The organism is Kitasatospora sp. NPDC023118, from assembly GCF_055560875.1.
This window is the reverse complement of sequence record NZ_JBVHHW010000001.1, coordinates 223189-244854: the sequence shown is the minus strand read 5'-3', so window position 1 is coordinate 244854 and position 21666 is coordinate 223189. Positions and strand designations below refer to the sequence as shown.

21 protein-coding genes are annotated in these 21666 nt (G+C 72.3%); 2 read left to right on the top strand and 19 right to left on the bottom strand.

The window, feature by feature from the left end; genetic code table 11:
* Window positions 1–77: 77 nt before the first annotated feature.
* The 17 genes from ACZ3UD_RS01090 to hisI all read right to left on the bottom strand — a co-directional run bounded on the left by ACZ3UD_RS01090 (window position 78) and on the right by hisI (window position 17982).
* Entirely contained in the window at window positions 78–1538 is a 1461-nt protein-coding gene (locus tag ACZ3UD_RS01090; protein ID WP_465580871.1) for a glutamate synthase subunit beta, read from the bottom strand.
* Window positions 1531–6159, bottom strand: coding sequence for a glutamate synthase large subunit (gene gltB / locus ACZ3UD_RS01085; RefSeq protein WP_465581367.1), 4629 nt, complete (start codon window positions 6157–6159; stop codon window positions 1531–1533). The genes ACZ3UD_RS01090 and gltB overlap by 8 nt, the downstream gene beginning before the upstream one ends.
* A gap of 418 nt (window positions 6160–6577) precedes the next feature.
* Window positions 6578–7312, bottom strand: a complete 735-nt coding sequence (locus tag ACZ3UD_RS01080; RefSeq protein WP_465580869.1) for a VIT1/CCC1 transporter family protein — start codon at window positions 7310–7312, stop codon at window positions 6578–6580.
* A gap of 149 nt (window positions 7313–7461) precedes the next feature.
* Window positions 7462–8478 carry a prolipoprotein diacylglyceryl transferase gene (gene lgt, locus ACZ3UD_RS01075; RefSeq protein WP_465580867.1) on the bottom strand — a complete coding sequence of 339 codons (1017 nt, stop codon included), beginning with the start codon at window positions 8476–8478 and terminating at the stop codon, window positions 7462–7464.
* 120 nt (window positions 8479–8598) lie between these two features.
* Window positions 8599–9462: a DsbA family protein gene (locus ACZ3UD_RS01070; protein ID WP_465580865.1), complete on the bottom strand. Its 864-nt coding sequence runs from the start codon at window positions 9460–9462 to the stop codon at window positions 8599–8601.
* A 52-nt stretch (window positions 9463–9514) separates the two neighbouring features.
* Window positions 9515–9952, bottom strand: coding sequence for a MauE/DoxX family redox-associated membrane protein (locus ACZ3UD_RS01065; RefSeq protein ID WP_465580863.1), 438 nt, complete (start codon window positions 9950–9952; stop codon window positions 9515–9517).
* Between the two features lie 219 nt (window positions 9953–10171).
* The gene (locus tag ACZ3UD_RS01060; RefSeq protein ID WP_465580861.1) at window positions 10172–10417 is read right to left on the bottom strand and encodes a hypothetical protein; all 246 of its coding nucleotides are present in this window, start codon (window positions 10415–10417) and stop codon (window positions 10172–10174) included.
* Between the two features lie 234 nt (window positions 10418–10651).
* The gene (trpA, locus tag ACZ3UD_RS01055) at window positions 10652–11506 is read right to left on the bottom strand and encodes a tryptophan synthase subunit alpha (RefSeq protein ID WP_465580859.1); all 855 of its coding nucleotides are present in this window, start codon (window positions 11504–11506) and stop codon (window positions 10652–10654) included.
* A gap of 2 nt (window positions 11507–11508) precedes the next feature.
* A complete protein-coding gene (gene trpB, locus ACZ3UD_RS01050) occupies window positions 11509–12759 on the bottom strand; it encodes a tryptophan synthase subunit beta (RefSeq protein ID WP_465580856.1) in 1251 nt (416 codons plus the stop codon).
* 52 nt (window positions 12760–12811) lie between these two features.
* Window positions 12812–12961, bottom strand: coding sequence for a tryptophan biosynthesis modulator TrpM (gene trpM, locus ACZ3UD_RS01045; protein WP_355673186.1), 150 nt, complete (start codon window positions 12959–12961; stop codon window positions 12812–12814).
* Window positions 12962–12970: 9 nt separating this feature from the next.
* The gene (gene trpC, locus ACZ3UD_RS01040) at window positions 12971–13777 is read right to left on the bottom strand and encodes an indole-3-glycerol phosphate synthase TrpC (protein WP_380609367.1); all 807 of its coding nucleotides are present in this window, start codon (window positions 13775–13777) and stop codon (window positions 12971–12973) included.
* Between the two features lie 213 nt (window positions 13778–13990).
* A complete protein-coding gene (locus ACZ3UD_RS01035; RefSeq protein WP_465580853.1) occupies window positions 13991–14431 on the bottom strand; it encodes a DUF2752 domain-containing protein in 441 nt (146 codons plus the stop codon).
* Between the two features lie 90 nt (window positions 14432–14521).
* Window positions 14522–14794 carry an HGxxPAAW family protein gene (locus ACZ3UD_RS01030; RefSeq protein ID WP_465580851.1) on the bottom strand — a complete coding sequence of 91 codons (273 nt, stop codon included), beginning with the start codon at window positions 14792–14794 and terminating at the stop codon, window positions 14522–14524.
* 138 nt (window positions 14795–14932) lie between these two features.
* The gene (locus ACZ3UD_RS01025) at window positions 14933–15538 is read right to left on the bottom strand and encodes a TIGR02234 family membrane protein (RefSeq protein WP_465580849.1); all 606 of its coding nucleotides are present in this window, start codon (window positions 15536–15538) and stop codon (window positions 14933–14935) included.
* On the bottom strand, window positions 15535–16026 hold the full coding sequence (locus tag ACZ3UD_RS01020) for a Uma2 family endonuclease (protein ID WP_465580846.1): 492 nt from the start codon (window positions 16024–16026) through the stop codon (window positions 15535–15537). The genes ACZ3UD_RS01025 and ACZ3UD_RS01020 overlap by 4 nt, the downstream gene beginning before the upstream one ends.
* A gap of 20 nt (window positions 16027–16046) precedes the next feature.
* Entirely contained in the window at window positions 16047–17570 is a 1524-nt protein-coding gene (locus ACZ3UD_RS01015) for an anthranilate synthase component I (RefSeq protein ID WP_465580844.1), read from the bottom strand.
* Window positions 17571–17610: 40 nt separating this feature from the next.
* On the bottom strand, window positions 17611–17982 hold the full coding sequence (gene hisI / locus ACZ3UD_RS01010; protein WP_350741272.1) for a phosphoribosyl-AMP cyclohydrolase: 372 nt from the start codon (window positions 17980–17982) through the stop codon (window positions 17611–17613).
* Between the two features lie 133 nt (window positions 17983–18115).
* Here hisI and ACZ3UD_RS01005 point away from each other — a divergent pair, with 133 nt between their 5' ends.
* Window positions 18116–18697 carry a hypothetical protein gene (locus ACZ3UD_RS01005; protein WP_465580840.1) on the top strand — a complete coding sequence of 194 codons (582 nt, stop codon included), beginning with the start codon at window positions 18116–18118 and terminating at the stop codon, window positions 18695–18697.
* Between the two features lie 9 nt (window positions 18698–18706).
* A complete protein-coding gene (locus ACZ3UD_RS01000) occupies window positions 18707–19351 on the top strand; it encodes a TIGR03085 family metal-binding protein (protein ID WP_465580838.1) in 645 nt (214 codons plus the stop codon).
* 66 nt (window positions 19352–19417) lie between these two features.
* Here ACZ3UD_RS01000 and aspS read toward each other — a convergent pair whose 3' ends face one another.
* Window positions 19418–20728 carry an aspartate--tRNA(Asn) ligase gene (gene aspS / locus ACZ3UD_RS00995; protein ID WP_465580836.1) on the bottom strand — a complete coding sequence of 437 codons (1311 nt, stop codon included), beginning with the start codon at window positions 20726–20728 and terminating at the stop codon, window positions 19418–19420.
* Between the two features lie 375 nt (window positions 20729–21103).
* On the bottom strand, window positions 21104–21391 hold the full coding sequence (locus ACZ3UD_RS00990) for a PASTA domain-containing protein (protein ID WP_465580834.1): 288 nt from the start codon (window positions 21389–21391) through the stop codon (window positions 21104–21106).
* Window positions 21392–21666: the final 275 nt, after the last annotated feature.

The window sequence follows — 21666 nt, the reverse complement described above, 5'->3', positions numbered from 1 at the left end:
CCCGGCGACGCTGGCGGGGGCAGCGGGTTGAGCTCCCGGCGATGCGGCGCCGGGGGTTCAGGGGGCCGGTCGGACCGTCAGACCACCAGAGGGCGGTCCGTGGGTCGGATCGGGGCGGGAAGCGGGGTCTTGCCGCCCAGGTACTTGTCCACCGCGGCAGCGGCCGAGCGGCCCTCCGCGATGGCCCAGACGATCAGCGACTGGCCTCGGCCGGCGTCTCCGCAGACGTACACGCCATCGACATTGGTGGCGAACCGGCCGTCGCGGGCAATGTTACCGCGCGCGTCGAGGTCCACGCCGAGCTGCTCGACCAGGCCGTTCCTCACGTCCGTCCCGGTGAAGCCCATGGCCAGGGTGACCAGCTGGGCGGGGATGACCCGCTCGGTGCCCGGGACGGGCTCGAACCGGCCGTCCTTGAACTCGACCTCGACCAGGTGCAGTTCCTGGACGTTGCCGTGCTCGTCGCCGGTGAAGTGGGTGGTGTTCACGGAGTAGATCCGCTCGCCGCCCTCCTCGTGCGCGGAGGTGACCTTGTAGGTCATCGGCATGGTGGGCCACGGCTGGTGGCCGGGGCGCTCGTCGCCGGGCCGCGGCATGATCTCCAGCTGGGTCACCGAGAGGGCGCCCTGCCGGTGGGCGGTGCCGACGCAGTCCGCGCCGGTGTCGCCGCCGCCGATCACGACCACGTGCTTGCCCTTGGCGCTGATCGGCGACTCGACGAGGTCGCCCTCCTGCACCTTGTTGGCCAGCGGCAGGTACTCCATGGCCTGGTGGACGCCCTTGAGCTCGCGTCCGGGCACCGGCAGGTCGCGCGCCGTGGTGGCGCCGGCGGCGACCACGACGGCGTCGAAGCGCTCGCGCAGCTGCTGCCCGGTGATGTCGTCGCCGACGTGCACGCCGGTGCGGAAGCGGGTGCCCTCCGCCCGCATCTGCTCGATGCGGCGGTTGATGTGGCGCTTCTCCATCTTGAACTCGGGGATGCCGTAGCGCAGCAGCCCGCCGATGCGGTCGGCGCGCTCGTACACCACCACGGTGTGGCCGGCCCGGGTGAGCTGCTGGGCGGCGGCCAGGCCGGCCGGGCCGGAGCCGATGACGGCGACGGTCTTGCCGGAGAGCCGCTCCGGGATCTGCGGGGTGACCCCGCCGCGGTCCCAGGCCTTGTCGATGATGGTGACCTCGACGTTCTTGATGGTCACCGCGTCCTGGTTGATGCCGAGCACGCAGGCCGACTCGCAGGGCGCCGGGCACAGCCGCCCGGTGAACTCCGGGAAGTTGTTGGTGGCGTGCAGGCGCTCGATGGCGCCGGTCCAGTCGTCCCGGTAGGCCAGGTCGTTCCACTCGGGGATGAGGTTCCCGAGCGGGCAGCCGTTGTGGCAGAACGGGATGCCGCAGTCCATGCAGCGGCCGGCCTGCTTGCCGATGATGGGAAGGAGGCTGCGTTCGACGTAGACCTCGTTCCAGTCGCGGATACGAACGTCCACAGGCCGTCGCTCGGCCAGCTTCTTACCCGTGGTCAGGAAGCCCTTGGGGTCAGCCATGTGCCGCCTCCATCATCTTGCGAGTGGTCTCGGCCTCGGAGAGGCCATCGCGCTCAGCGGCGTCCTTGGCGGCGAGCACTGCCTTGTAGTCGGTCGGCATGATCTTGGAGAAGCGGGAGACCCCGCTGCCCCAGTCGGCCAGGAGTTCGGCGGCGACGGTGGAGCCGGTCTCCTCGTAGTGCTGCTGCACGGTCTCGCGCAGCCACTCACGGTCGGCGGCGGTGGGGGCCTCGATGCCCACCATGCCGTCGTTGACGTTGGCGGGGCGCAGGTCGAGGACGTACGCGATGCCGCCGGACATGCCTGCCGCGAGGTTGCGTCCGGTCTCGCCGAGGATGACGACCCGGCCGCCGGTCATGTACTCCAGGCCGTGGTCGCCCACGCCCTCGACGACCAGCGTGGCGCCGGAGTTGCGGACGGCGAAGCGCTCGCCGGCCTTGCCGCGCAGGTGGATCCGGCCCGAGGTGGCGCCGTAGCCGATGGTGTTGCCGGCGATCACGTGGTTCTGGGCGTCGTTGCCGATGGCCGCGGCCTCGCGCGCCGGTCGGACGACGACCACACCACCCGAAAGTCCCTTGCCGACGTAGTCGTTGGCGTCGCCCTCCAGCCGCAGGGTGATCCCCTTCGGCACGAAGGCGCCGAAGGACTGCCCGGCGGAGCCCGTGAAGGTGACGTCGATGGTCCCCTCCGGCAGACCCTCGCCGCGGTACCGCTTGGTCACCTCGTGGCCGAGCATGGTGCCGACGGTGCGGTTGACGTTGCGGATCGGCAGCTGGATGCGGACGGACTCGCCGCGCTCCAGGGCGTCCTCGGCGAGCTCGATCAGCTGGTTGTCCAGCGCCTTGTCGAGCGCGTGGTCCTGGGTGGTCGTGCGGTGCCGGGCGGCGCCTTCGGGCAGCGTCGGCACGTGGAACAGCGGGGCCAGGTCGAGCCCGGCGGCCTTCCAGTGGTCGATCGCGGCCTGGGCGTTGATGTGCTCGGCGTGGCCGACGGCCTCCTCGATCGAGCGGAAGCCCAGCGAGGCCAGGATCTCCCGGACCTCCTCGGCGATGAACTCGAAGAAGTTGACCACGAATTCGGGCTTGCCGGAGAACCGCTCGCGCAGCACCGGGTTCTGGGTGGCGACGCCGACCGGGCAGGTGTCCAGGTGGCAGACGCGCATCATGATGCAGCCGGAGACGACCAGCGGGGCGGTCGCGAAGCCGAACTCCTCGGCTCCGAGCAGCGCGGCGATCACGACGTCACGGCCGGTCTTCAGCTGGCCGTCGGTCTGGACGACGATGCGGTCGCGCAGCCCGTTCAGCAGCAGGGTCTGCTGGGTCTCGGCGAGGCCGAGCTCCCAGGGGCCGCCGGCGTGCTTCAGCGAGGTGAGCGGCGAAGCACCCGTGCCGCCGTCGTGCCCCGACACCAGGACGACATCGGCGTGCGCCTTCGACACACCCGCCGCGACCGTCCCGACGCCGACCTCGGAGACCAGCTTCACGTGGATGCGGGCCGCCGGGTTGGCGTTCTTGAGGTCGTGGATCAGCTGCGCCAGGTCCTCGATCGAGTAGATGTCGTGGTGCGGCGGCGGCGAGATCAGGCCGACACCCGGGGTGGAGTGCCGGGTCCTGGCGACCCACGGGTAGACCTTGTGGCCGGGCAGCTGGCCGCCCTCGCCGGGCTTGGCGCCCTGGGCCATCTTGATCTGGATGTCGTCCGCGTTGACCAGGTACTCGGAGGTGACGCCGAACCGGCCGGAGGCGACCTGCTTGATCGCCGAGCGGCGCTCGGGGTCGTACAGGCGGTCCGGGTCCTCGCCGCCCTCACCGGTGTTGGACTTGCCGCCGAGGCGGTTCATCGCGATGGCGAGGGTCTCGTGCGCCTCGCGGGAGATCGAGCCGTACGACATGGCGCCGGTGGAGAAGCGCTTGACGATCTCGGAGACCGGCTCGACCTCCTCGACCGGGATGGGCTCCCGGCCGAGGCCGTCCAGCTGGAACAGGCCGCGCAGCGTCATCAGGCGGGCGGACTGCTCGTTCACCCGGTCCGTGTACTGCTTGAAGATGTCGTACCGGCGGTTGCGGGTGGAGTGCTGCAGCCGGAAGACGGTGTCCGGGTCGAACAGGTGCGGCTCGCCCTCGCGGCGCCACTGGTACTCGCCGCCGATCTCCAGCGCGCGGTGCGCGGCCGGGATGCCGGAGGCCGGGTACGCCTTGGCGTGCCGGGCGGCGGTCTCCTTGGCGATCTCGTCCAGGCCGATGCCGCCGAGCTTGGTGGTGGTGCCGGCGAAGTAGCCGTCGACCAGCTCCTGGGAGAGGCCGATGGCCTCGAAGACCTGGGCGCCGCGGTAGGAGGCGACGGTGGAGATGCCCATCTTGGACATCACCTTGAGCACGCCCTTGCCGAGCGCCTTGATCAGGTTCTTGATCGCCTTCTCGGCCTCGACGCCCTGGATGAAGACGTTCTGGGCGACGAGGTCCTCGACCGACTCCATGGCCAGGTACGGGTTGACCGCACCGGCGCCGTAGCCGATCAGCAGCGCGACGTGGTGCACCTCGCGGACGTCGCCGGCCTCGACCAGCAGCGACACCTGGGTGCGCTGCTTGGTGCGGATCAGGTGGTGGTGGATGGCCGAGGTGAGCAGCAGCGAGGGGATCGGGGCGTGCTCGGCGTCGGAGTGCCGGTCGGAGAGCACGATGATCCGGGCGCCGTCGGCGATCGCGGCGTCGGCCTCGGCGGCGATCTCGGCCAGGCGCTCGGCCAGGCCCTCGCCGCCGGTGGCGACCTTGTAGAGGCCGGACAGCGTGACGGCCTTGAGGCCGGGCTGGTCGCCGTCGGCGTTGATGTGGACCAGCTTGGCCAGCTCGTCGTTGTCGATCACCGGGAAGGTGATGCCGACCGAGCGGCAGGAGGCGGCCTCGGCGGTCAGCAGGTTGCCCTCGGGGCCGAGGTTGGACAGCAGCGAGGTGACGAGCTCCTCGCGGATGGCGTCCAGCGGCGGGTTGGTGACCTGCGCGAAGAGCTGCACGAAGTAGTCGAACAGCAGGCGCGGCTTCTCGCTGAGCGCGGCGATCGGCGAGTCGGTGCCCATCGAGCCGAGCGCCTCGGCGCCGGTCCTGGCCATCGGCGCGAGGATGACGCGCAGCTCCTCCTCGGTGTAGCCGAAGGTCTGCTGGCGGCGGGTGACGGAGGCGTGGGTGTGGGCGATGTGCTCGCGCTCGGGGAGCTTGGCGAGCTGGATCTGCCCGCCGGTGACCCACTCCTCGTAGGGGTGCTCGGCGGCCAGACCGGCCTTGATCTCCTCGTCCGGGACGATCCGGTTCTCGTTGAGGCAGACCAGGAACATCTTGCCGGGCTGCAGGCGGCCCTTCTGGACCACCTTCTGCTGGTCGATGTCGAGGACGCCGACCTCGGAGGAGAGCACGACCAGGCCGTCCTCGGTGACCCAGTAACGGGCCGGGCGCAGGCCGTTGCGGTCGAGCACGGCGCCGATCCGGGTGCCGTCGGTGAAGGTGACGCAGGCCGGGCCGTCCCAGGGCTCCATCAGGTTGGAGTGGTACTGGTAGAACGCGCGGCGGGCCGGGTCCATGGTGGCGTGGTTCTCCCACGCCTCCGGGATCATCATCAGCACCGAGTGCGGCAGCGAGCGGCCGCCGAGGTGGAGCAGCTCCAGGACCTCGTCGAAGGAAGCCGAGTCGGAGTGGTCCGGGGTGCAGATCGGGAAGATCCGCTCCAGACCCTGCCCGTTCTTGTTGGCCGGAATGAGATCGGTCGCGAGCTGGGACTCGCGGGCGCGCATCCAGTTGCGGTTGCCCTTGACCGTGTTGATCTCGCCGTTGTGCGCGACGAAGCGGTACGGGTGGGCGAGCGGCCAGCTCGGGAAGGTGTTGGTGGAGAACCGCGAGTGCACCAGGCCGATGGCGGACGCGTAGGCGCGGTCCGACAGGTCGGGGAAGAAGGGCTCCAGCTGTCCGGTGGTCAGCATGCCCTTGTAGACGATGGTGCGGGCGGACAGCGAGGGGAAGTAGACCCCGGCCTCGCGCTCGGCGCGCTTGCGGACCACGAAGGCGATCCGGTCCAGCTCGACGCCGGCCAGGCCGTCCTTCCCGAGGCTCTGTCCAACAGGCGCTGACGCGAGAAAGACCTGCCGGAAGCGCGGCATCACGCTGCGCGCGGTGGCGCCGAGCAGGTCCGGGGTGACCGGCACGTCGCGCCAGCCCAGAACCGTCAGGCCTTCCTCCGCCGCGATCGCCTCGATCTGCCCGACGGCGGCGGCGTCAGCGGCATCCTCATCCGGCAGGAAGGCGATGCCGACGGCGTAGGAGCCGGCCGCCGGGAGCTCGAAGGAGACCTTGCCCCGCAGGAAGGCGTCCGGGATCTGGGTCAGGATGCCCGCGCCGTCACCGGAGTCCGGCTCGGCGCCGGTGGCGCCGCGGTGCTCCAGGTTGCGCAGGACGTTCAGTGCCTGCTCGACGATGGTGTGGTCGGCGATGCCGGTCAGCGTGGCGACGAAACCGACGCCGCAGGCGTCGTGCTCGTTTCGCGGGTCGTACAGGCCCTGAGCAGCAGGTCGCGCATCCGGCACGAGCGCGTAGGGCTGGCGGGCGGCGCCGGCCTGAGGCTCGTTGGCGGAGTGCATGGATGCAGGCAGCATCGGCTCTCCCGTCGTCGTCTTTCGGCAAGTTGGTGCAAGTAGGGACGACGTTGGCCCTGATGCGGTGGTGCGGTCGTGCAAGTTACATGATGCCCAGAATCCCGAAAAGCGGAATATCCCGTCCACATCGCGGACGGATGCGCAGGTCAAGGGGGGCGAAAGGAAGGACGTGCCACAGTGCGCGTCCCGACGATTGTGCCCAACCACACCGGCCTGAAACAGGGGCGAAATCCGATCGCCACACAAGCCGATCATGAGCTCCTGGGAATCCATCCCGAGGACCCCTCCGACGGATGCGAATCCGCGGCTCCGAGACCCGGATGATGAGACGATGCCGGGCACCGCACGACGCCCATGTGTGAAACGTCACGCACTGCCCGGCATAATCATGCAGACCGCAGGATCACCCCACATGTCCGCCGATCAGCCAGCCGAGCAGGTACGTCACCCCGGCCGCGGCCCCGCCCAGCACCAGCTGCCGCAGTCCGCTGAACCACCAACTGCGCGCCGTCACCCGGGCCACCACCGCACCGCAGGCGAACAGGCCGACCGCGGCGAGCAGCAGCGCGGGCAGCAGCGAGGTCGCCCCCAGCAGGTACGGCAGCAGCGGCAGCAGCGCGCCGAGCGCGAAGCACAGGAACGACGAGCCCGCCGCGACCAGCGGCGAGGGCAGGTCGTTGGGGTCGATGCCCAGCTCCTCGCGGGCGTGGATCTCCAGCGCCAGCTCCGGATCGTGGGACAGCTGCCGGGCCACCTCGTGGGCGAGCTCCGGGTCCACCCCGCGCGAGACGTACAGCTGCGCCAGCTCGGCCAGCTCGCCGTGCGGGTTGCGGCTCAGCTCCAGCCGCTCGGCCTCGATCTCGGCCTGCACCAGCTCCCGCTGGGAGGCCACCGAGGTGTACTCCCCCGCCGCCATCGAGCAGGCGCCGGCCGCCAGGCCGGCCAGCCCGGTCAGGATCACCGTGCCGTTGGACGCGGCTCCGCCGACCACGCCGGTCATCAGCGCGAAGTTGGACACCAGGCCGTCCACGGCCCCGAACACCGCGGGCCGCAGCCAGCCGCCGTTGACGTCCCGGTGGTGGTCGGCGGCGGGTATCCGCGGGTGGGCGGGCTCGGCTTCCAAAATGGTCGCGCTCACGGTCTCGTTCCCCTCGTCCTACGTTCGTCTCCCCATGAACGTAGCCCGCTTGACCTGGGCATTTCCAGCAAGATAAGGCTTCCCGAACGATGCTGAGGCTGCCCTTCGCAGGTCTCGCGAAGGGCAGCCTCAGTCAGGGAAGTGCCTGCTCAGATCGGGTTCCTGGCGTCCTTGCCGGACTTCTCGGCCTGCTCGGCCTGCTCGGCCTGCTCGGCAACCGAGGCAACCGGCTCCGCGTCCGCCTCCCCGTCCACGATCCGGGACGGCTTCTCCCCGTCCACCTTCTCGCTCGGCTTCTCGCCCTCCGCCTTCTCCTCGGCCTGCTCCGCCACCTCGTGCGCCGCCGGGTCGATGCTCGCCGGGTCCTCGCGCCCGGGCCGCTTCTTCCCGACAATCACGAAGTACGCCACGGCGCCGATGAACACCACGATCGACGTCCAGTCGTTGAGCCGCAGGCCGAAGTAGACGTGCGCCTCGTCGATCCGCAGCCACTCGGTCCAGAACCGGCCCACCGTGTACGCGGCCACGTACAGCGCGAAGGCCCGGCCGTGCCCCAGCTTCCAGCGCCGGTCCGCCCAGATCACCAGCAGCGCGACGGCCACGTCCCAGATCGACTCGTACAGGAAGGTCGGGTGGTAGACGCCGCTCACGACCTCGCCGTTGGGCAGCGTCTTGTGGATCTCCAGGCCCCACGGCAAGGTGGTCGCCCGCCCGTACAGCTCCTGGTTGAAGTAGTTGCCCCAGCGGCCCATCGCCTGCGCGAGCGCGATGCCCGGCGCGATGGCGTCGGCGTACGCGGGCAGCGGCACGCCCCGGCGGCGGCAGCCGATCCAGGCGCCGACCGCGCCCAGCGCGACCGCACCCCAGATCCCGAGGCCGCCCTCCCAGATCTTGAGGGCGTTCCAGGGGTCCTTCCCCTCGCCGAAGTACAGCTGGTGGTCGGTGATCACGTGGTACAGCCGGCCGCCGACCAGGCCGAACGGCACGGCCCAGACGGCGATGTCGCCGACGGTGTGCTTGGCACCGCCCCGGGCGACCCAGCGCTTGCTGCCGAGCCAGACGGCGGCGACGACACCGAGGATGATGCAGAAGGCGTAGGCGCGCAGCGGGATCGGTCCGAGGTAGAGGACGCCCCGCGACGGGCTGGGAATGTAGGCGATATCCATGGCAGTTCCGACGCTACAGGGTCCGACGCCCCGGTCGGACACCCCCGGGGTCACGGAAACCGAACAACGCGCCGCCGCCCCCTCCGGACGGGGAGCGGGCGGCGGCGCCGCTGGGGCGGCTCAGCCGGCCGCGGGCGACGGGTTGTTCGCCTCCGAAGCGGCGCTGGTCGGCGCCGGGGTCTGCCCGTGCGAGCCCGCCGTGCCGAGCTGTTTGCCCTGGTTCGCGGCGTCCACCCACTTCACCAGATTGGCCGGGGTGATCTCCTCGTTGCCGTTCTTCGGGTAGATCGGCTGGCCGTTGAGCAGCACGGTCGGCGTCGACTTGTAGCTGGACTTGTCGAAGTCCTGCTGCACCGCGGACACCCAGCCGCCGAACTTGTTGTCGTTGACGCAGGCCTGGAACTCCGGCGTGTCCAGGCCGTCGACCTGCTTGGCCAGGTTCAGCAGGACGGCCTTGTTGCCGAAGGCGTCGTTGGTCTCGTCCGGCTGGTTGCGGTACATCACGTCGTGGAAGTCCCGGAAGTGCCCGGCGTCCTGGGCGCAGGCGAGCGCGTTGGCGCCGTTCTTGGAGCCCTTGCCGGGCAGGGCCCGGTCGATGAACGACACGATGTGGGCGTTGGTGTAGATCTTCCCGGCGTCCTCGAGCTGGTCGATGGTCGAGGAGAACTCGCGTTCGAAGATGCCGCACGCGGGGCAACGCGGGTCCTCGTACACCGTGAGGACCGACGGGGCGTTGCTCGCACCGACCGGGACGACCAGGTTCTTGTCTCCGATGGTGCCGGCCGGGGCGGCGGTCGGGGTCTCGGGCTTGGAGCGCTCGTTCTGCACCACGACGCCGGCGATCACGGCGGCGGCGATCACCACCAGCACGGCCCCGCCCACCATCAGCTTCTTCCTGCGCTTGGAGGAGGCCTGATCGGCCGCCCGCTGCGCCAGCATCCGCTCGCGGGCGGTGCGCTTGCCTTCTCGGTTCTTCTCGCTCATTGCCTTGACATCCACGGTCGGGGAGCCTTCGTCGGGTGCGGGGGACGGGGGGTCAGCTGGCCAGCCAGCCGTCGGCCGAGAGCCGGGTGCGGGGCCGCCACAACAGCCACCCGACCAGCAGCAGGAACCCGGTGTCGCGCAGGATCTCCTGCAGGTACTCGGTCTGCGAGGCGTCGACGTGCCCGCCGCCGCCGAAGCAGCCGCAGTCGATCGAGATGCCGCGTGCCCAGGCCGAGGCGATCCCGGCGATGAAGGTGAGCAGCAGCAACGCGGAGACCCCGGCGACCAGCCGGACGCCGAGGCCGGTCACCAGCAGCAGCGCGAGCGCCAGCTCCAGGAAGGGCAGCCCGTAGCCGATCGGCTTGACCAGGCTCTCGGGCAGGATCTCGTACGCGCGGACGGCCTGGGCCGCCTCCGCCGGATCGGCGATCTTCGCCAGCCCGGCCCACCCCCACACCACCGCCAGACCGAGCCGCGCGGCGGTGCCCAACCACTCACTCCAGGCCGGCACCGGCCGCCGCGCCGCCGGCGCGGGCGCCGAGTCACCGGGCTGCGCTGCCAGGCCGGCCATCAGGGAACCCCTCTCGGGAAACTCGTTCACTTCCTGATGAACCGTAAGGGATGAAGGGCGGTTCCTCCGTTTTCACGAATTACGCCGCATGAGTGACACAACATGACGTTCTGTCCGAATACGGCGAACGCCCGTACGTCAGCGGCAGCCCGGCATCCGCCCCGGGTCGAACAGCTCCAGCCGCCCCTCGCGCGGCGCCCGGGCCGCCCGCTCGGCCGCGTCCCACCGCGCCGCCTCCGCACAGGCGACCGCCTCCCGCTCCGCCCGCTCGGCCCCCCGCTTGGCCAGCGCATGCCCCACCGCGGTGTGCGCCCCGACGGCCGCGCCCAGAGCCAGCGCGGCGGCCGCCGCCCGCAGCAACACGGCCCGATGAAGACCAGCCACAGACTCACCCCTTCGCTCGCCCGGCAACCCCCGCGCACCTCGTTCGTGCACTCGTCCCTCCACTCAACGCCGGTCAACCCCCACTGGTGCGTGTCGCCCCCGCTCTTCACCCGTTCGGGGCCGCCCCCACGCTGACGCCTCCCCCGAACCGCCGACGCCCCGCACCCACCCAACCCACGAACACCAACGGCCCGCCACCCCCCGAAGGGATGGCAGGCCGTCAGCCAACCGTTCCTACCGCGCGTCAGCGCCCCCGCGCCGAACCCCCGCCGCCAGCTCGCCCGCGAGCCCCCGCACCGCGTCCAGCGCCGCCGCCTCGTCCTCCCCCGCCTCCAGGATCCGCTGGACGAAGGCCGACCCCACGATCACCCCGTCCGCGAACCGGGCGACCTCCGCCGCCTGCTCGGCGTTGGAGACCCCGAGCCCGACGCAGACCGGCAGGTCCGTCGTGGCCCGGGTGCGGGCGACCAGGTCCTCGGCCAGTGAACCGACCGCCGACCGGGTCCCGGTCACCCCCATCACGGCGGCCGCGTACACGAAGCCGCTGCCCGCCGCGGTGACCTCGGCCAGCCGGACGTCCTTGCTGCTGGGTGCGACCACGAACACGGTGTCCAGCCCGTGCTCGTCCGCCGCCTTGCGCCACTCCTCGGACTCCTCCACCGGCAGGTCCGGCAGGATGCAGCCCGCCCCGCCCGCCGCGGCCAGGTCGGCGGCGAAGCGCGCCACGCCGTAGCGGTCGACCGGGTTCCAGTACGTCATCACCAGCACCGCCGCCTCGGGGTGCGCGGCGGCGACCTCCTGGACGGTACGCAGCACGTCCTTGATCCGCACACCACCCCGCAGCGCGATGTCGTCCGCGGTCTGGATCACCGCGCCGTCCAGGACCGGGTCCGAGTGCGGCAGGCCGACCTCGACCACGTCGCAGCCGCCCTCGATCAGCGCGTTGACCGCCCGGATGCCGCCGTCGACGGTCGGGAAGCCGGCCGGCAGGTAGCCGATCAGCACGGCGCGGTCCTCGGCCCTGGCGGCCGCCAGACGGCCGCTGAGCTTGCTGGCACTGGGCTTGCTGGCACTGGGCTTGCTCGCCATGGTCACTTACCCCCATCGGCCGCGTCGCCGGCCGCCTCGTCGTACAGCCCGAAGTACTGGGCCGCGGTGTGCATGTCCTTGTCGCCGCGCCCGGAGAGCGAGACCAGGATGGTGGCCTCCGGTCCGAGCTCGCGGCCCAGCTCCAGGGCCCCGGCGAGCGCGTGGGCGCTCTCGATGGCCGGGATGATGCCCTCGGTACGGGACAGCAGCCGCAGCGCCTGCATCGCGGCGTTATCCGTCACCGGCCGGTACTCGGCCCGCCCGGTGTCCTTCAGCCACGCGTGCTCCGGCCCGACGCCCGGGTAGTCCAGGCCCGCCGAGATGGAGTGCGACTCGATGGTCTGCCCGTCCTCGTCCTGCAGGACGTACGTACGGGAGCCGTGCAGCACACCCGGGTCGCCCTTGGTGAGGGTGGCCGCGTGCTTGGGGGTGTCGGCACCCTCGCCGGCCGCCTCGCAGCCGATCAGCCGCACGCCGGCGTCCGGGATGAACTCGTGGAAGATCCCCATCGCGTTGGAGCCGCCCCCGACGCAGGCGACCACCGCGTCGGGCAGCCGCCCGGTGCGGTCGAGGACCTGCTGCCGCGCCTCCACGCCGATGACCCGGTGGAAGTCGCGGACCATCATCGGGAAGGGGTGCGGCCCGGCGACGGTCCCGAACAGGTAGTGGGTGGAGTCGACGTTCGCGACCCAGTCCCGGAAGGCCTCGTTGATGGCGTCCTTCAGCGTCCGGCTGCCGGACTTGACGGCCACCACCTCGGCGCCGAGCATCCGCATCCGGGCGACGTTGAGCGCCTGGCGCTGGGTGTCGACCTCGCCCATGTAGATGGTGCATTCGAAGCCGAACAGCGCGCAGGCGGTGGCGGTGGCCACGCCGTGCTGGCCGGCACCGGTCTCGGCGATGATCCGGGTCTTGCCCATCCGCCTGGTGAGCAGCGCCTGGCCCAGCACGTTGTTGATCTTGTGCGAGCCGGTGTGGTTGAGGTCCTCGCGCTTGAGCAGGATGCGCGCGCCGCCCGCCTCGGCGGAGAAGCGGTGCACGTCGGTCAGCGGGCTCGGGCGGCCGGTGTAGTCCTTGAGCAGCGCGTCGAGTTCGGCGGTGAAGGCCGGATCGGCCTTGGCCTTCTCGTACTCCTCGGCGACCTGCTCGACCGCGGCGACCAGAGCCTCGGGGATGAAGCGGCCGCCGTACGCGCCGAAGTAGCCGCGGGCGTCCGGCACCTGGGCACCGGGCAGGTAGTCCTTCTCGGACATGGTGGATTCCCTCGGGGAGATGTGGATGACTGTGACGTCTGATCGGCCGGCTTCAGCCGAGCGTCACGCGCCATCGCCGCCCCGGCACCTGCCCCGGCTCGCAACCGATCACGTACCGCACCCGGCGCCCCAGCACCCGGCGTGCGGGCGCGCGGCAGCCGCGCGGGCGGCAACCTGGGGCGAGTCGGGTGGCGATCTTCATCGGGCTGTGTCAGTCCTTGTGCCGGACGGCGGGGTGGGTCCCGGCCGCGACCAGGTCGGCCACCGCGGCACGCGGGTCCTTGCCGGTCACCAGGGACTCGCCGACCAGCACGGCGTCGGCGCCAAGGTTGGCGTAGTTGATCACGTCGAGCGGGCCGCGCACACCGGACTCGGCGACCCGGACGATGCCGGCCGGGATGGCGTGCGAGACGTTCTCGAAGGTGTTGCGGTCCACCTCAAGGGTCTTGAGGTTGCGGGCGTTGACGCCGATGATCCGCGCCCCGGCGTCCGCCGCGCGCTTGATCTCCTCCTCGTCGTGCACCTCGACCAGCGGCGTGAGGCCGATCGACTCGGCGCGCTCGATCAGCGACACCAGGGCCGGCTGGTCGAGGGCGGCGACGATCAGCAGGGCGAGGTCGGCGCCGTGCGCGCGGGCCTCCCACAGCTGGTAGGCGGTGACGATGAAGTCCTTGCGCAGCACCGGGGTGTCCACCGCGGCGCGGACGGCGTCCAGGTCGGCCAGCGACCCGCCGAAGCGGCGCTGCTCGGTCAGCACGCTGATCGCGGCGGCACCGCCGGCCGCGTAGTCGCGCGCCAGGGCGGCCGGATCGGCGATCGCTGCCAGTGCGCCCTTGGACGGGCTGGAGCGCTTCACCTCGCAGATCACCCGGACCCCGTCGCCCTTCAGGGCGGCGACGCCGTCCTTGGCCTCCGGGGCCTTGGCCGCCAACGCCTTCAGCTCGTCCAGGGAGACCCGGGCCTGCCGCTCGGCGAGGTCCTCACGGACCCCTTCGATGATCGAGTCGAGCACACTCACTCAGGAGCCCCCATCGTTTCTGCCAGTTCGCTCATCTGAGCCGGACGGGCTGCGGCCCATCCGCTCTTCGATGGTATCGGCACCCACTCGTCCGCCGCGCATCCGCCCGAACCGCGTCTCGCGGAACGGGACGCTCCCTCCGGCGGCCGTCGGCTTCCTCCCCGCCGGCCCTACGTCCCAGCTCAGACCGGCCGCGGTGCCGGAGGTCCCCGCTCAGACCAGCTGCGGTGCCAGCCCCGCCCCGACCGGGAGGTTGCGCACCACCGTGAACACCAGCACCAGCAGGAGGATCAGCGCCCAGCGCCGGACCCCGACCGAGACCCTCAGCGACGGCCCGCCGGTCAGCGCGGCCCAGCCCCAGCGCAGCCAGAGCACCGCCAGGACGCCGAACAGCAGCACGGCCACGGCGTTGTCGTGCAGGGCTCCGGTGAGGTCCCCGTGGGCCAGCGCGTGGACACAGCGCAGGCCCCCGCAGCCGGGGCACCACCAGCCGGTGGCGGCCAGGAAGGGGCAGTCGGGGTAGTGCCCGCGGGCGTTCGGGTCCACCACGGCGACGTACCCGGCGGGAATGGCCACCGCCGCCAACGCGGCCAGCGGCGGGCCCAGCCGGCGCAGAACGGGCGGCGGGGCGGGGGCGGTGGGGGCGGCGTTCACGCCCCGATTGTGCCCGCGCCGGGCCCGGACAGAACGAAACGGCGGGCGTGGCGCGCCCGCCGTTCGGTTGTGCGAAAGGAGTACCTGTCGTCAGGCGGCGACGGCACGGGCCTCCAGGGCCGCCTTCCGGGCCGCGCTCTGCTCCTCGACCGACTTGTACACGTTGGGGCTCGGCTGCTTGCCCATGCCGGCCATCGACATGGCCTTGCCGATGATGCCGCCGACCAGGACGACCGCCAGACCGGCCCCGACCAGCAGCGGCGACGGCAGGATCATCGCGACACCCGCGATGGCGAAGCCGACGAAGGAGATGACGACGCCGGTCCAGGCGGCGGGGTTGTGGCCGTGTGCTGCTGCTGCCATCGATGGTGCTCCTAGGCTCTCGGGGCCCAGCCGGGCCTGCGGGGCCGCCGGCGGGTTGACGGGTTCCATTGTGCCGGGCCGCACACGGGCGGCCCAAAGCGGGTGGCGGGTCTATCGCGTCACACGTGCCGCTCGGACTCAGACGGCGGTGGGGTCCTCGCCGCGGTCCAGGGCCTTCCACAGGTCACCCGGCGTATCGGCCTTCACCGGGGCCTTGCGGGTGGGCGCCTCGTAGCGGCTGCCCATGGCCGGCCAGCCGCGGCCGTAGCGCAGGGTGATCAGCCCGGCCAGGGCCAGCAGCAGCCCGCCGGCCAGGGCGACCCAGGGCCAGGCGCTGTGCGAGACCTCGGTGGCCGTCGAGCCGGCCAGCGCCAGCTTGCCGGAGGCGGCGGAGTCCAGCGCGGCGGTGTCCGAGGCCCCGGCCACCGAGGCGGCGGCCGCGCCGAGCCCGGCCAGCAGGGTCAGCGTGCCGACCGCGAGCCGGCCGACGCCGCGCACCGCGAACACCGCGACGGCCGCGGCCAGGCCCACCAGGGCCAGCCCGCCGGGCAGTTCGGAGATCCTGCCGCCGGTGACGGACACGTCCAGGGTGCCGGCCCGGCCCTCGGCCCAGTCCCGCCCGGCCGCGGTCAGCACCAGCACGGCGCTCAGCACGGTCAGCAGCAGCATCACACCGAGGGTGCGGCGGCCGGCCGTGGAGGTGGCGGGAGCGGCGGGGGCAGGGGTCTGGTCTGCAGCGGTCACCCGTCCACTATCCCCCGGCCGACGCCGGGGTCCGTACCCGGGGTCGGGAACTCGTCCGTCCGCAGCACCACCGTCCGGCCGCCGAGCGGCAGGAACAGGTCGTTGCCGAACGGCACCCGTTCGGCCTCCCGGTACACCCCGCCCGGATCCGGCGCGGTGTGCACGGTGCAGACGGCGGCGGCCGGGTCGACCACCACGTACAGCGGCACACCGCTCTGCGCGCAGGCCCGCGCCCAGGCGTGGTCCCGGCCGGGGTGCGCGACCTCCAGCACCGCCGCCACGTCGGCGGCGCCGTACCGGCCCCGAGCGCCGCGGCCGGCCCCGGGGTCGAGCACCGCGAGGTCCGGGGCGATCGGGCCGGACGCGGCCGGGAAGTCGACCACCACGCCGGAGAGCACCCGGCCGGGGCCGACCAGCTGCTCCCCGAACTGCACGGCGGCGCCGAACACGACCTCCCAGCGCAGCTCGTCGTACGGCACCTCGGGCATCCCGGCCGCCTCCTCACGCCTCAGGACAGTTCCGGCCTCCGCAGCGTATTGGCGGTGGCGACGGCCCGCAGCACGGCGGCCGCCTTGTTGCGGCACTCGGTGTCCTCACCGTGCGGGTCGGAGTCGGCCACCACGCCCGCGCCCGCCTGCACGTACGCGGTGCCGTCGCGCAGCACCGCGGTGCGGATCGCGATCGCGGTGTCCGAGTCCCCGGCGAAGTCCAGGTAGCCGACGCAGCCGCCGTACAGGCCGCGCCGGGTGGGCTCCAGCTCCTCGATGATCCGCATCGCCCGGGGCTTGGGCGCGCCGGAGAGGGTGCCGGCCGGGAAGCAGGCGGTCAGCACGTCGAAGGCGGTCCGCCCGGGGGCGACCTTGCCGGTGACGGTGGAGACGATGTGCATCACGTGGCTGTAGCGCTCGATCTGCATGAAGTCGACCACCTCGACGCTGCCCGGCTCGCAGACCCGCCCGAGGTCGTTGCGGCCGAGGTCGACCAGCATCAGGTGCTCGGCCCGCTCCTTGGGGTCGGCAAGCAGCTCGGCGGCCAGCGCCGCGTCCTCGTGCGGGGTGGCACCGCGGTGCCGGGTGCCGGCGATCGGGTGCAGCATCGCCTCGCCGTCGGTGACCTTGACCAGCGCCTCCGGGCTGGAGCCGACCACGTCGAAGCCGCCCTCGGCGCCGCCGTCCGGCCCGGGGAAGCGGAACAGGTACATGTACGGGCTGGGGTTGGTGGTGCGCAGAACGCGGTAGACGTCCAGCGCGGAGGCCGGGCAGGGCGCCTCGAAGCGCTGCGAGGGCACGACCTGGAAGGCCTCGCCGGCCCGGATCCGCTCCTTGACCTCCTCCACTGCCGCCCGGTACGGCGCCCCGCCGAACGGCGAGTGCACCTCGCCGGGGCCGGCCGGGGTGAAGGTGGCCAGGCCCGGGTCGACCGGCTTGAGCAGGTCGGCCTCCATCGCGTCCAGCCGGGCCACCGCGTCCGCGTAGGCCTCGTCCACGCCGCTGGCCAGGTCGTTGTGGTTGACGGCGTTGGCGATCAGCAGCACCGTGCCGTCGGCGTGGTCGAGCACCGCCAGATCGGTGGCCAGCAGCATGGTCAGCTCGGGCAGCTTGAGGTCGTCCGGGTTGAGGTCGGGCAGCTTCTCCAGCCGGCGGACGACGTCGTAGCCCAGATAGCCGACCAGGCCGCCGGTCAGCGGCGGCAGGCCGTCGTCGGCGTGCCGCGGGGTGTGCAGCGCCTCCAGGGCGGCGCGCAGCACCTGCAGCGGGTCGCCGGTGGTCGGGATGCCGACCGGCGGGGTGCCGAGCCAGCGGGCGTCGCCGTCCTCGGCGACGGTCAGCGCGGCGGCGCTGCGCACGCCGACGAAGGAGTAGCGCGACCAGCTGCGGCCCTGCTCGGCGGACTCCAGCAGGAAGGTGCCGGGCCGCTCCTCGGCGAGGCTGCGGTAGAGGCCGATCGGGGTGAGGCCGTCCGCGAGGAGCCTGCGGGTGACCGGGATCACCCGGGTGTCGACGGCGAGCTTGCGGAAGGCTTCGAGGTCCATGCGGGGCGGCACCTTCTGGAGTTGTGGACGGGGGTGGGGGTCAGGCGAGCGGGAGCACGTCGGCGTCGAAGCAGGTGCGGTCGCCGGTGTGGCAGGCCGCGCCGGTCTGGTCGACCTTCACCAGCAGGGTGTCGCCGTCGCAGTCGAGCGCCACCGACTTGACCGCCTGCACGTGGCCGGAGGTGTCGCCCTTGACCCAGTACTCGCGGCGGCTGCGGCTCCAGTAGGTGCAGCGGCCGGTGGTGAGGGTGCGGTGCAGCGCCTCGTCGTCCATCCAGCCGAGCATCAGCACCTCACCGGTGTCGTACTGCTGCGCGATGGCCGGGAGCAGGCCGTCCTCGGTGCGCTTGAGGCGGGCGGCGATCGCGGGGTCGAGGGCGGTGGTGCCGGGGGCGGCGGGTGTGGTGGACATGGGGCCATTGTGTCAGCCCGTCCGGCGACCCCGGCGGTCCGTCCGGGGGGCGAACGGTTCGGGGGCGGTCCGTTCGGGGGCAGTTCCGCCAACCGCCTGCCGGGCGTGGCCCCGGTGGGCCATCCTCGTGGCCATGACCTCTGCGCAGCAGCCGCCCGCAGCCACCGCCTCCCGTCCGTCCCGGGGCCTGGTGATCGCCGTCGTCGCCGTCCTGGCCGTGCTGCTCGCGGTGGTGGCCACCGTGCTGCTCTGGCCGGAGGACAAGAAGCCGGCCACCGCGCCGCCCCCGCCCTCGGCGACCCCGACGCCGACTCCGACACCGCCCCCCACCCCGACGCCCACCCCCACCAGGCCGCACCCCCCTTACGCCTACTTCCCGGTGGGCACCTGCTTCGACCACCCCCAACTCAGCCCGGTGATCACCCACGCCGAGGAACGCCCCTGCACCGGCGAGCACGACGGCGAGGTCATCGCCAACCTCAAACTCGCCGACGGCCTGAGCGGCGAGATCCCCATCGCCCTCGCCATGCGCGACGGCTGCAAGGACGCCGAAACCGCCGCCAAGGCCCGCCAGGCCGACGGGAAGACCTACTACCCCCGCCAGTTCGGCCCCGCCATGGCCAACTACCAACAGGGCTGGCGCGACTACACCTGCACCCTGACCGCCGGAAACAAGCAGGGCGGCCCGAAGCTGACCGGGCCGCTCCACCCATAGGCTGACACCATGTCGAACCACGCCCTCGCCGAACGTCACCGTCTCGCCGAACTCCTCACCGCCGCCGGGCCGGACGCCCCCACCCTCTGCGCCGGATGGACCACCCGGGACCTCGCCGCCCACCTGGTCATCCGGGAGCGCCGCGCCGACGCGGCGGCCGGCATCCGGGTCGGCGCCCTGGCCGGCTGGACCCAGCGGGTGCAGGACGGCTACGCCGAGCGTCCGTACGAGGAACTGGTACGACTCTTCCGCGCCGGGCCTCCGCTGTTCTCCCTCTTCGCCCTGCCCGGCGCCGACGAAGCGGCCAACACCATCGAGTACTTCGTCCACGCCGAGGACGTCGCCCGGGCTGGGGACGACTGGACCGCCCAGCCCGTCCCGCCCGGCCGCGCCGAGGCCCTGTGGCGACGCCTCCCGATGATCGCCCGCCTCGAAGCGGGCCGCCGCTCCCCCGTCCGCCTCACCCTCAGCCACCCCGACGGCCGATCCCTCACCGTCGGCCCGGCCGGCGCCCCCACCGTCCACCTCACCGGCGACCCGGGCGAACTCGTCCTCTTCACCTACGGCCGCGGCGCCCGCACCACCCTCACGGTCGACGGCGCCCCGGACGCCGTCGAGGCCCTCCGCCACGTCCTGCCCCTGCCGCCGAAATAGATCCGAAGACGGCGTCCCACGACACGGGGGTTCCTGCCCGTGCCGTGGGACGCGGCCACAACCGGGTTACGGAGTAAGCCGGTTCGGCCCGCGGAACAGGAAGGTCGCCTCGCGGATCGAGGGCAGGCCGAGCATGGCCATCAGCACCCGGCCGAGGCCCATGCCGAGGCCCCCGTGCGGCGGGCACCCGTACCGGAACGCGTTGAGGTAGTCCTGCATCGGCTCCGTGCTCATGCCCTTCTCGGCGGCCTGCTTGAGCAGCACGTCGTACCGGTGCTCGCGCTGCGCGCCGGTGGTGACCTCCAGGCCCTTCCACAGCAGGTCGAAGCTCAAGGTCACACGTGAGTCATCGGCAGGCCGCATGTGGTAGAAGGGCCGGATACCGACCGGGTAGTGCGTGATGAACACGAACTCGTGCCCGGTGGCCTCCTTGATGTGGGCCGAGACACCCCGCTCACCCTCCGGGTCCAGGTCTTCCTTGACCCCTGCCGGGTCCCAGCCGCCCTTGCGCAGGATCTCCTGCGCCTCGGCCATGGTGATGCGGGGAAACGGCGTCGTGGGCACGGTGACCTCGACGCCGAAGTGCTCGGCGATCGCCTCGCCGTGCAGGTCGGCGACCTCGGCGATCGCGTGGGCGAGCATCTGCTCCTCGAACGCCATCACGTCCTCGACCCCGTCGATCCAGGCCAGCTCCACGTCGACGCCGGTGAACTCGGTGGCGTGCCGGGCGGTGAACGACGGTTCGGCGCGGAAGACCGGCCCGATCTCGAAGACCTTGTCGACGCCGGCCGCGATCGCCATCTGCTTGAAGAACTGCGGCGACTGCGCCAGGTAGGCGCTGCGGCCGAAGTAGCCGAGCTCGAAGACCTCCGCGCCGGACTCCGAGGCGGTGCCCATGAGCTTGGGGGTGTGCATCTCGGTGGCCCCCTGCGCGTAGGCGTACTCCCGCAGGCCCTGTTCGAGGGTGGTCTGCACCGCGAACACCAGCTGGGTGGCGGGACGGCGGCGCACGTCCAGGAAGCGCCAGTCCAACCGCTGCTCCAGGCCGGTGCGGCCGTCGATCGGCAACGGCGTAGCGGCCGGGTTCAGGACCTCGACCGCCTCGGGGACGATCTCCAGGCCGCCGAGCTTGACCTGGGCCGCGTCGACGACGCGGCCGGTGATCCTCACGGCGGACTCGGATGTGAGGGCTTCGAGCCGGGCCTCCAGTGGCCCGTCGTCACGCTTGTGGGTCACCTGCACCAGGCCGGTGCCGTCCCGCACGATGACGAACTGCATCGCGCGCTGCAGGCGCAGGGTGTGCACCCAGCCGCAGACGGAGACGGTCCGGCCGACGTGTTCCCGCAGGTCGGAGACACGGACGCGGCTGTGGATCATTGAGGTCCTCCGAAGGACATCGTCATGATCCCTTGGGAGTGCGGGCGAGAAGGGCAACTCGCGGTACCACCGCACTTTCGCCGCCACGCAGTGGCGGCCTCGTTCGGGCCTGGTGACGGGGGCCGGCCGGCGGGGCATTGGACCACCGTTCGGGGCCGTTCCTCCCCGCGCTCGGGAGGGTCTTCGCCTCGGGGCGCGAGACCGCCTTCCCAGCTTCCGGCGGCTCTCTCTGCTCGCGTGATCCCTGGCTACTCGTCTCCGTCGACGCGTTGCCCAGCAGGATACGAAGCGGGTGGCGGCAACGGCAACCAAGAAACCCGCGCGGTGGCGGGGCCCACCGGTGGTGCCGGTGGGCCCCGCAGCCGGGTCGGCCGGTCAGCCCTTGGGGCGGCCCTTGGAGATGAACAGCTGGACCGTCTCGTTCGCCGCCACGGTACGCCCGGCCTGCGGCTCGGAGTTGATGACGGACCCGGCGGGCACCTTCCAGTCGGTGAGCTCGTGGACCTCGTAGCGCAGCCCGGCCGCGTCCAGCAGTCGGGTGGCGGCGTCCCGGGACAGGACGGTGAGCGAGGGCACGGTCACCGTCGCGGTGCCGGACGCGGGCGGGTCTGCGGGGGAAGGGGCGCCCTCGGTCGCCGTCGGCCCGCCGACGGGCGCCGACACCGGGGCCGAGGCCGATGCCGAGATGGACGCGGACCCGGAAGCGGAGGCGGAAGCGGGCACCGACTGGACGGCCGGGGCCGGCCCGGTCCCCGACGGGCGGTCCCCGCCACCCGTCGATCCTCCCGCCGTCACTTCCACCCCCATGACGGCCGCCGGCCGCGCCCTGCTGCACGACCACCGCGGAAGTGGCGCGGCTCACGCCCGCCGGTGCCCTGCCACCCCACCGCCGGCGGTCGACGACGGCGGGCCCGCCGGCCGGGGAGATCCCTGACCGA

What these genes read in the sequence shown, in the direction of transcription:
- ACZ3UD_RS01090 (WP_465580871.1), bottom strand. Translation starts at nt 1,538, where the DNA reads ATGGCTGACCCCAAGGGCTTCCTGACCACGGGTAAGAAGCTGGCCGAG.
- gltB (WP_465581367.1), bottom strand. Translation starts at nt 6,159, where the DNA reads ATGCACTCCGCCAACGAGCCTCAGGCCGGCGCCGCCCGCCAGCCCTAC.
- lgt (WP_465580867.1), bottom strand. Translation starts at nt 8,478, where the DNA reads ATGGATATCGCCTACATTCCCAGCCCGTCGCGGGGCGTCCTCTACCTC.
- ACZ3UD_RS01070 (WP_465580865.1), bottom strand. Translation starts at nt 9,462, where the DNA reads ATGAGCGAGAAGAACCGAGAAGGCAAGCGCACCGCCCGCGAGCGGATG.
- trpA (WP_465580859.1), bottom strand. Translation starts at nt 11,506, where the DNA reads ATGGCGAGCAAGCCCAGTGCCAGCAAGCCCAGTGCCAGCAAGCTCAGC.
- trpB (WP_465580856.1), bottom strand. Translation starts at nt 12,759, where the DNA reads ATGTCCGAGAAGGACTACCTGCCCGGTGCCCAGGTGCCGGACGCCCGC.
- trpM (WP_355673186.1), bottom strand. Translation starts at nt 12,961, where the DNA reads ATGAAGATCGCCACCCGACTCGCCCCAGGTTGCCGCCCGCGCGGCTGC.
- ACZ3UD_RS01030 (WP_465580851.1), bottom strand. Translation starts at nt 14,794, where the DNA reads ATGGCAGCAGCAGCACACGGCCACAACCCCGCCGCCTGGACCGGCGTC.
- ACZ3UD_RS01020 (WP_465580846.1), bottom strand. Translation starts at nt 16,026, where the DNA reads ATGCCCGAGGTGCCGTACGACGAGCTGCGCTGGGAGGTCGTGTTCGGC.
- ACZ3UD_RS01015 (WP_465580844.1), bottom strand. Translation starts at nt 17,570, where the DNA reads ATGGACCTCGAAGCCTTCCGCAAGCTCGCCGTCGACACCCGGGTGATC.
- hisI (WP_350741272.1), bottom strand. Translation starts at nt 17,982, where the DNA reads ATGTCCACCACACCCGCCGCCCCCGGCACCACCGCCCTCGACCCCGCG.
- ACZ3UD_RS01005 (WP_465580840.1), top strand. Translation starts at nt 18,116, where the DNA reads ATGACCTCTGCGCAGCAGCCGCCCGCAGCCACCGCCTCCCGTCCGTCC.
- ACZ3UD_RS01000 (WP_465580838.1), top strand. Translation starts at nt 18,707, where the DNA reads ATGTCGAACCACGCCCTCGCCGAACGTCACCGTCTCGCCGAACTCCTC.
- aspS (WP_465580836.1), bottom strand. Translation starts at nt 20,728, where the DNA reads ATGATCCACAGCCGCGTCCGTGTCTCCGACCTGCGGGAACACGTCGGC.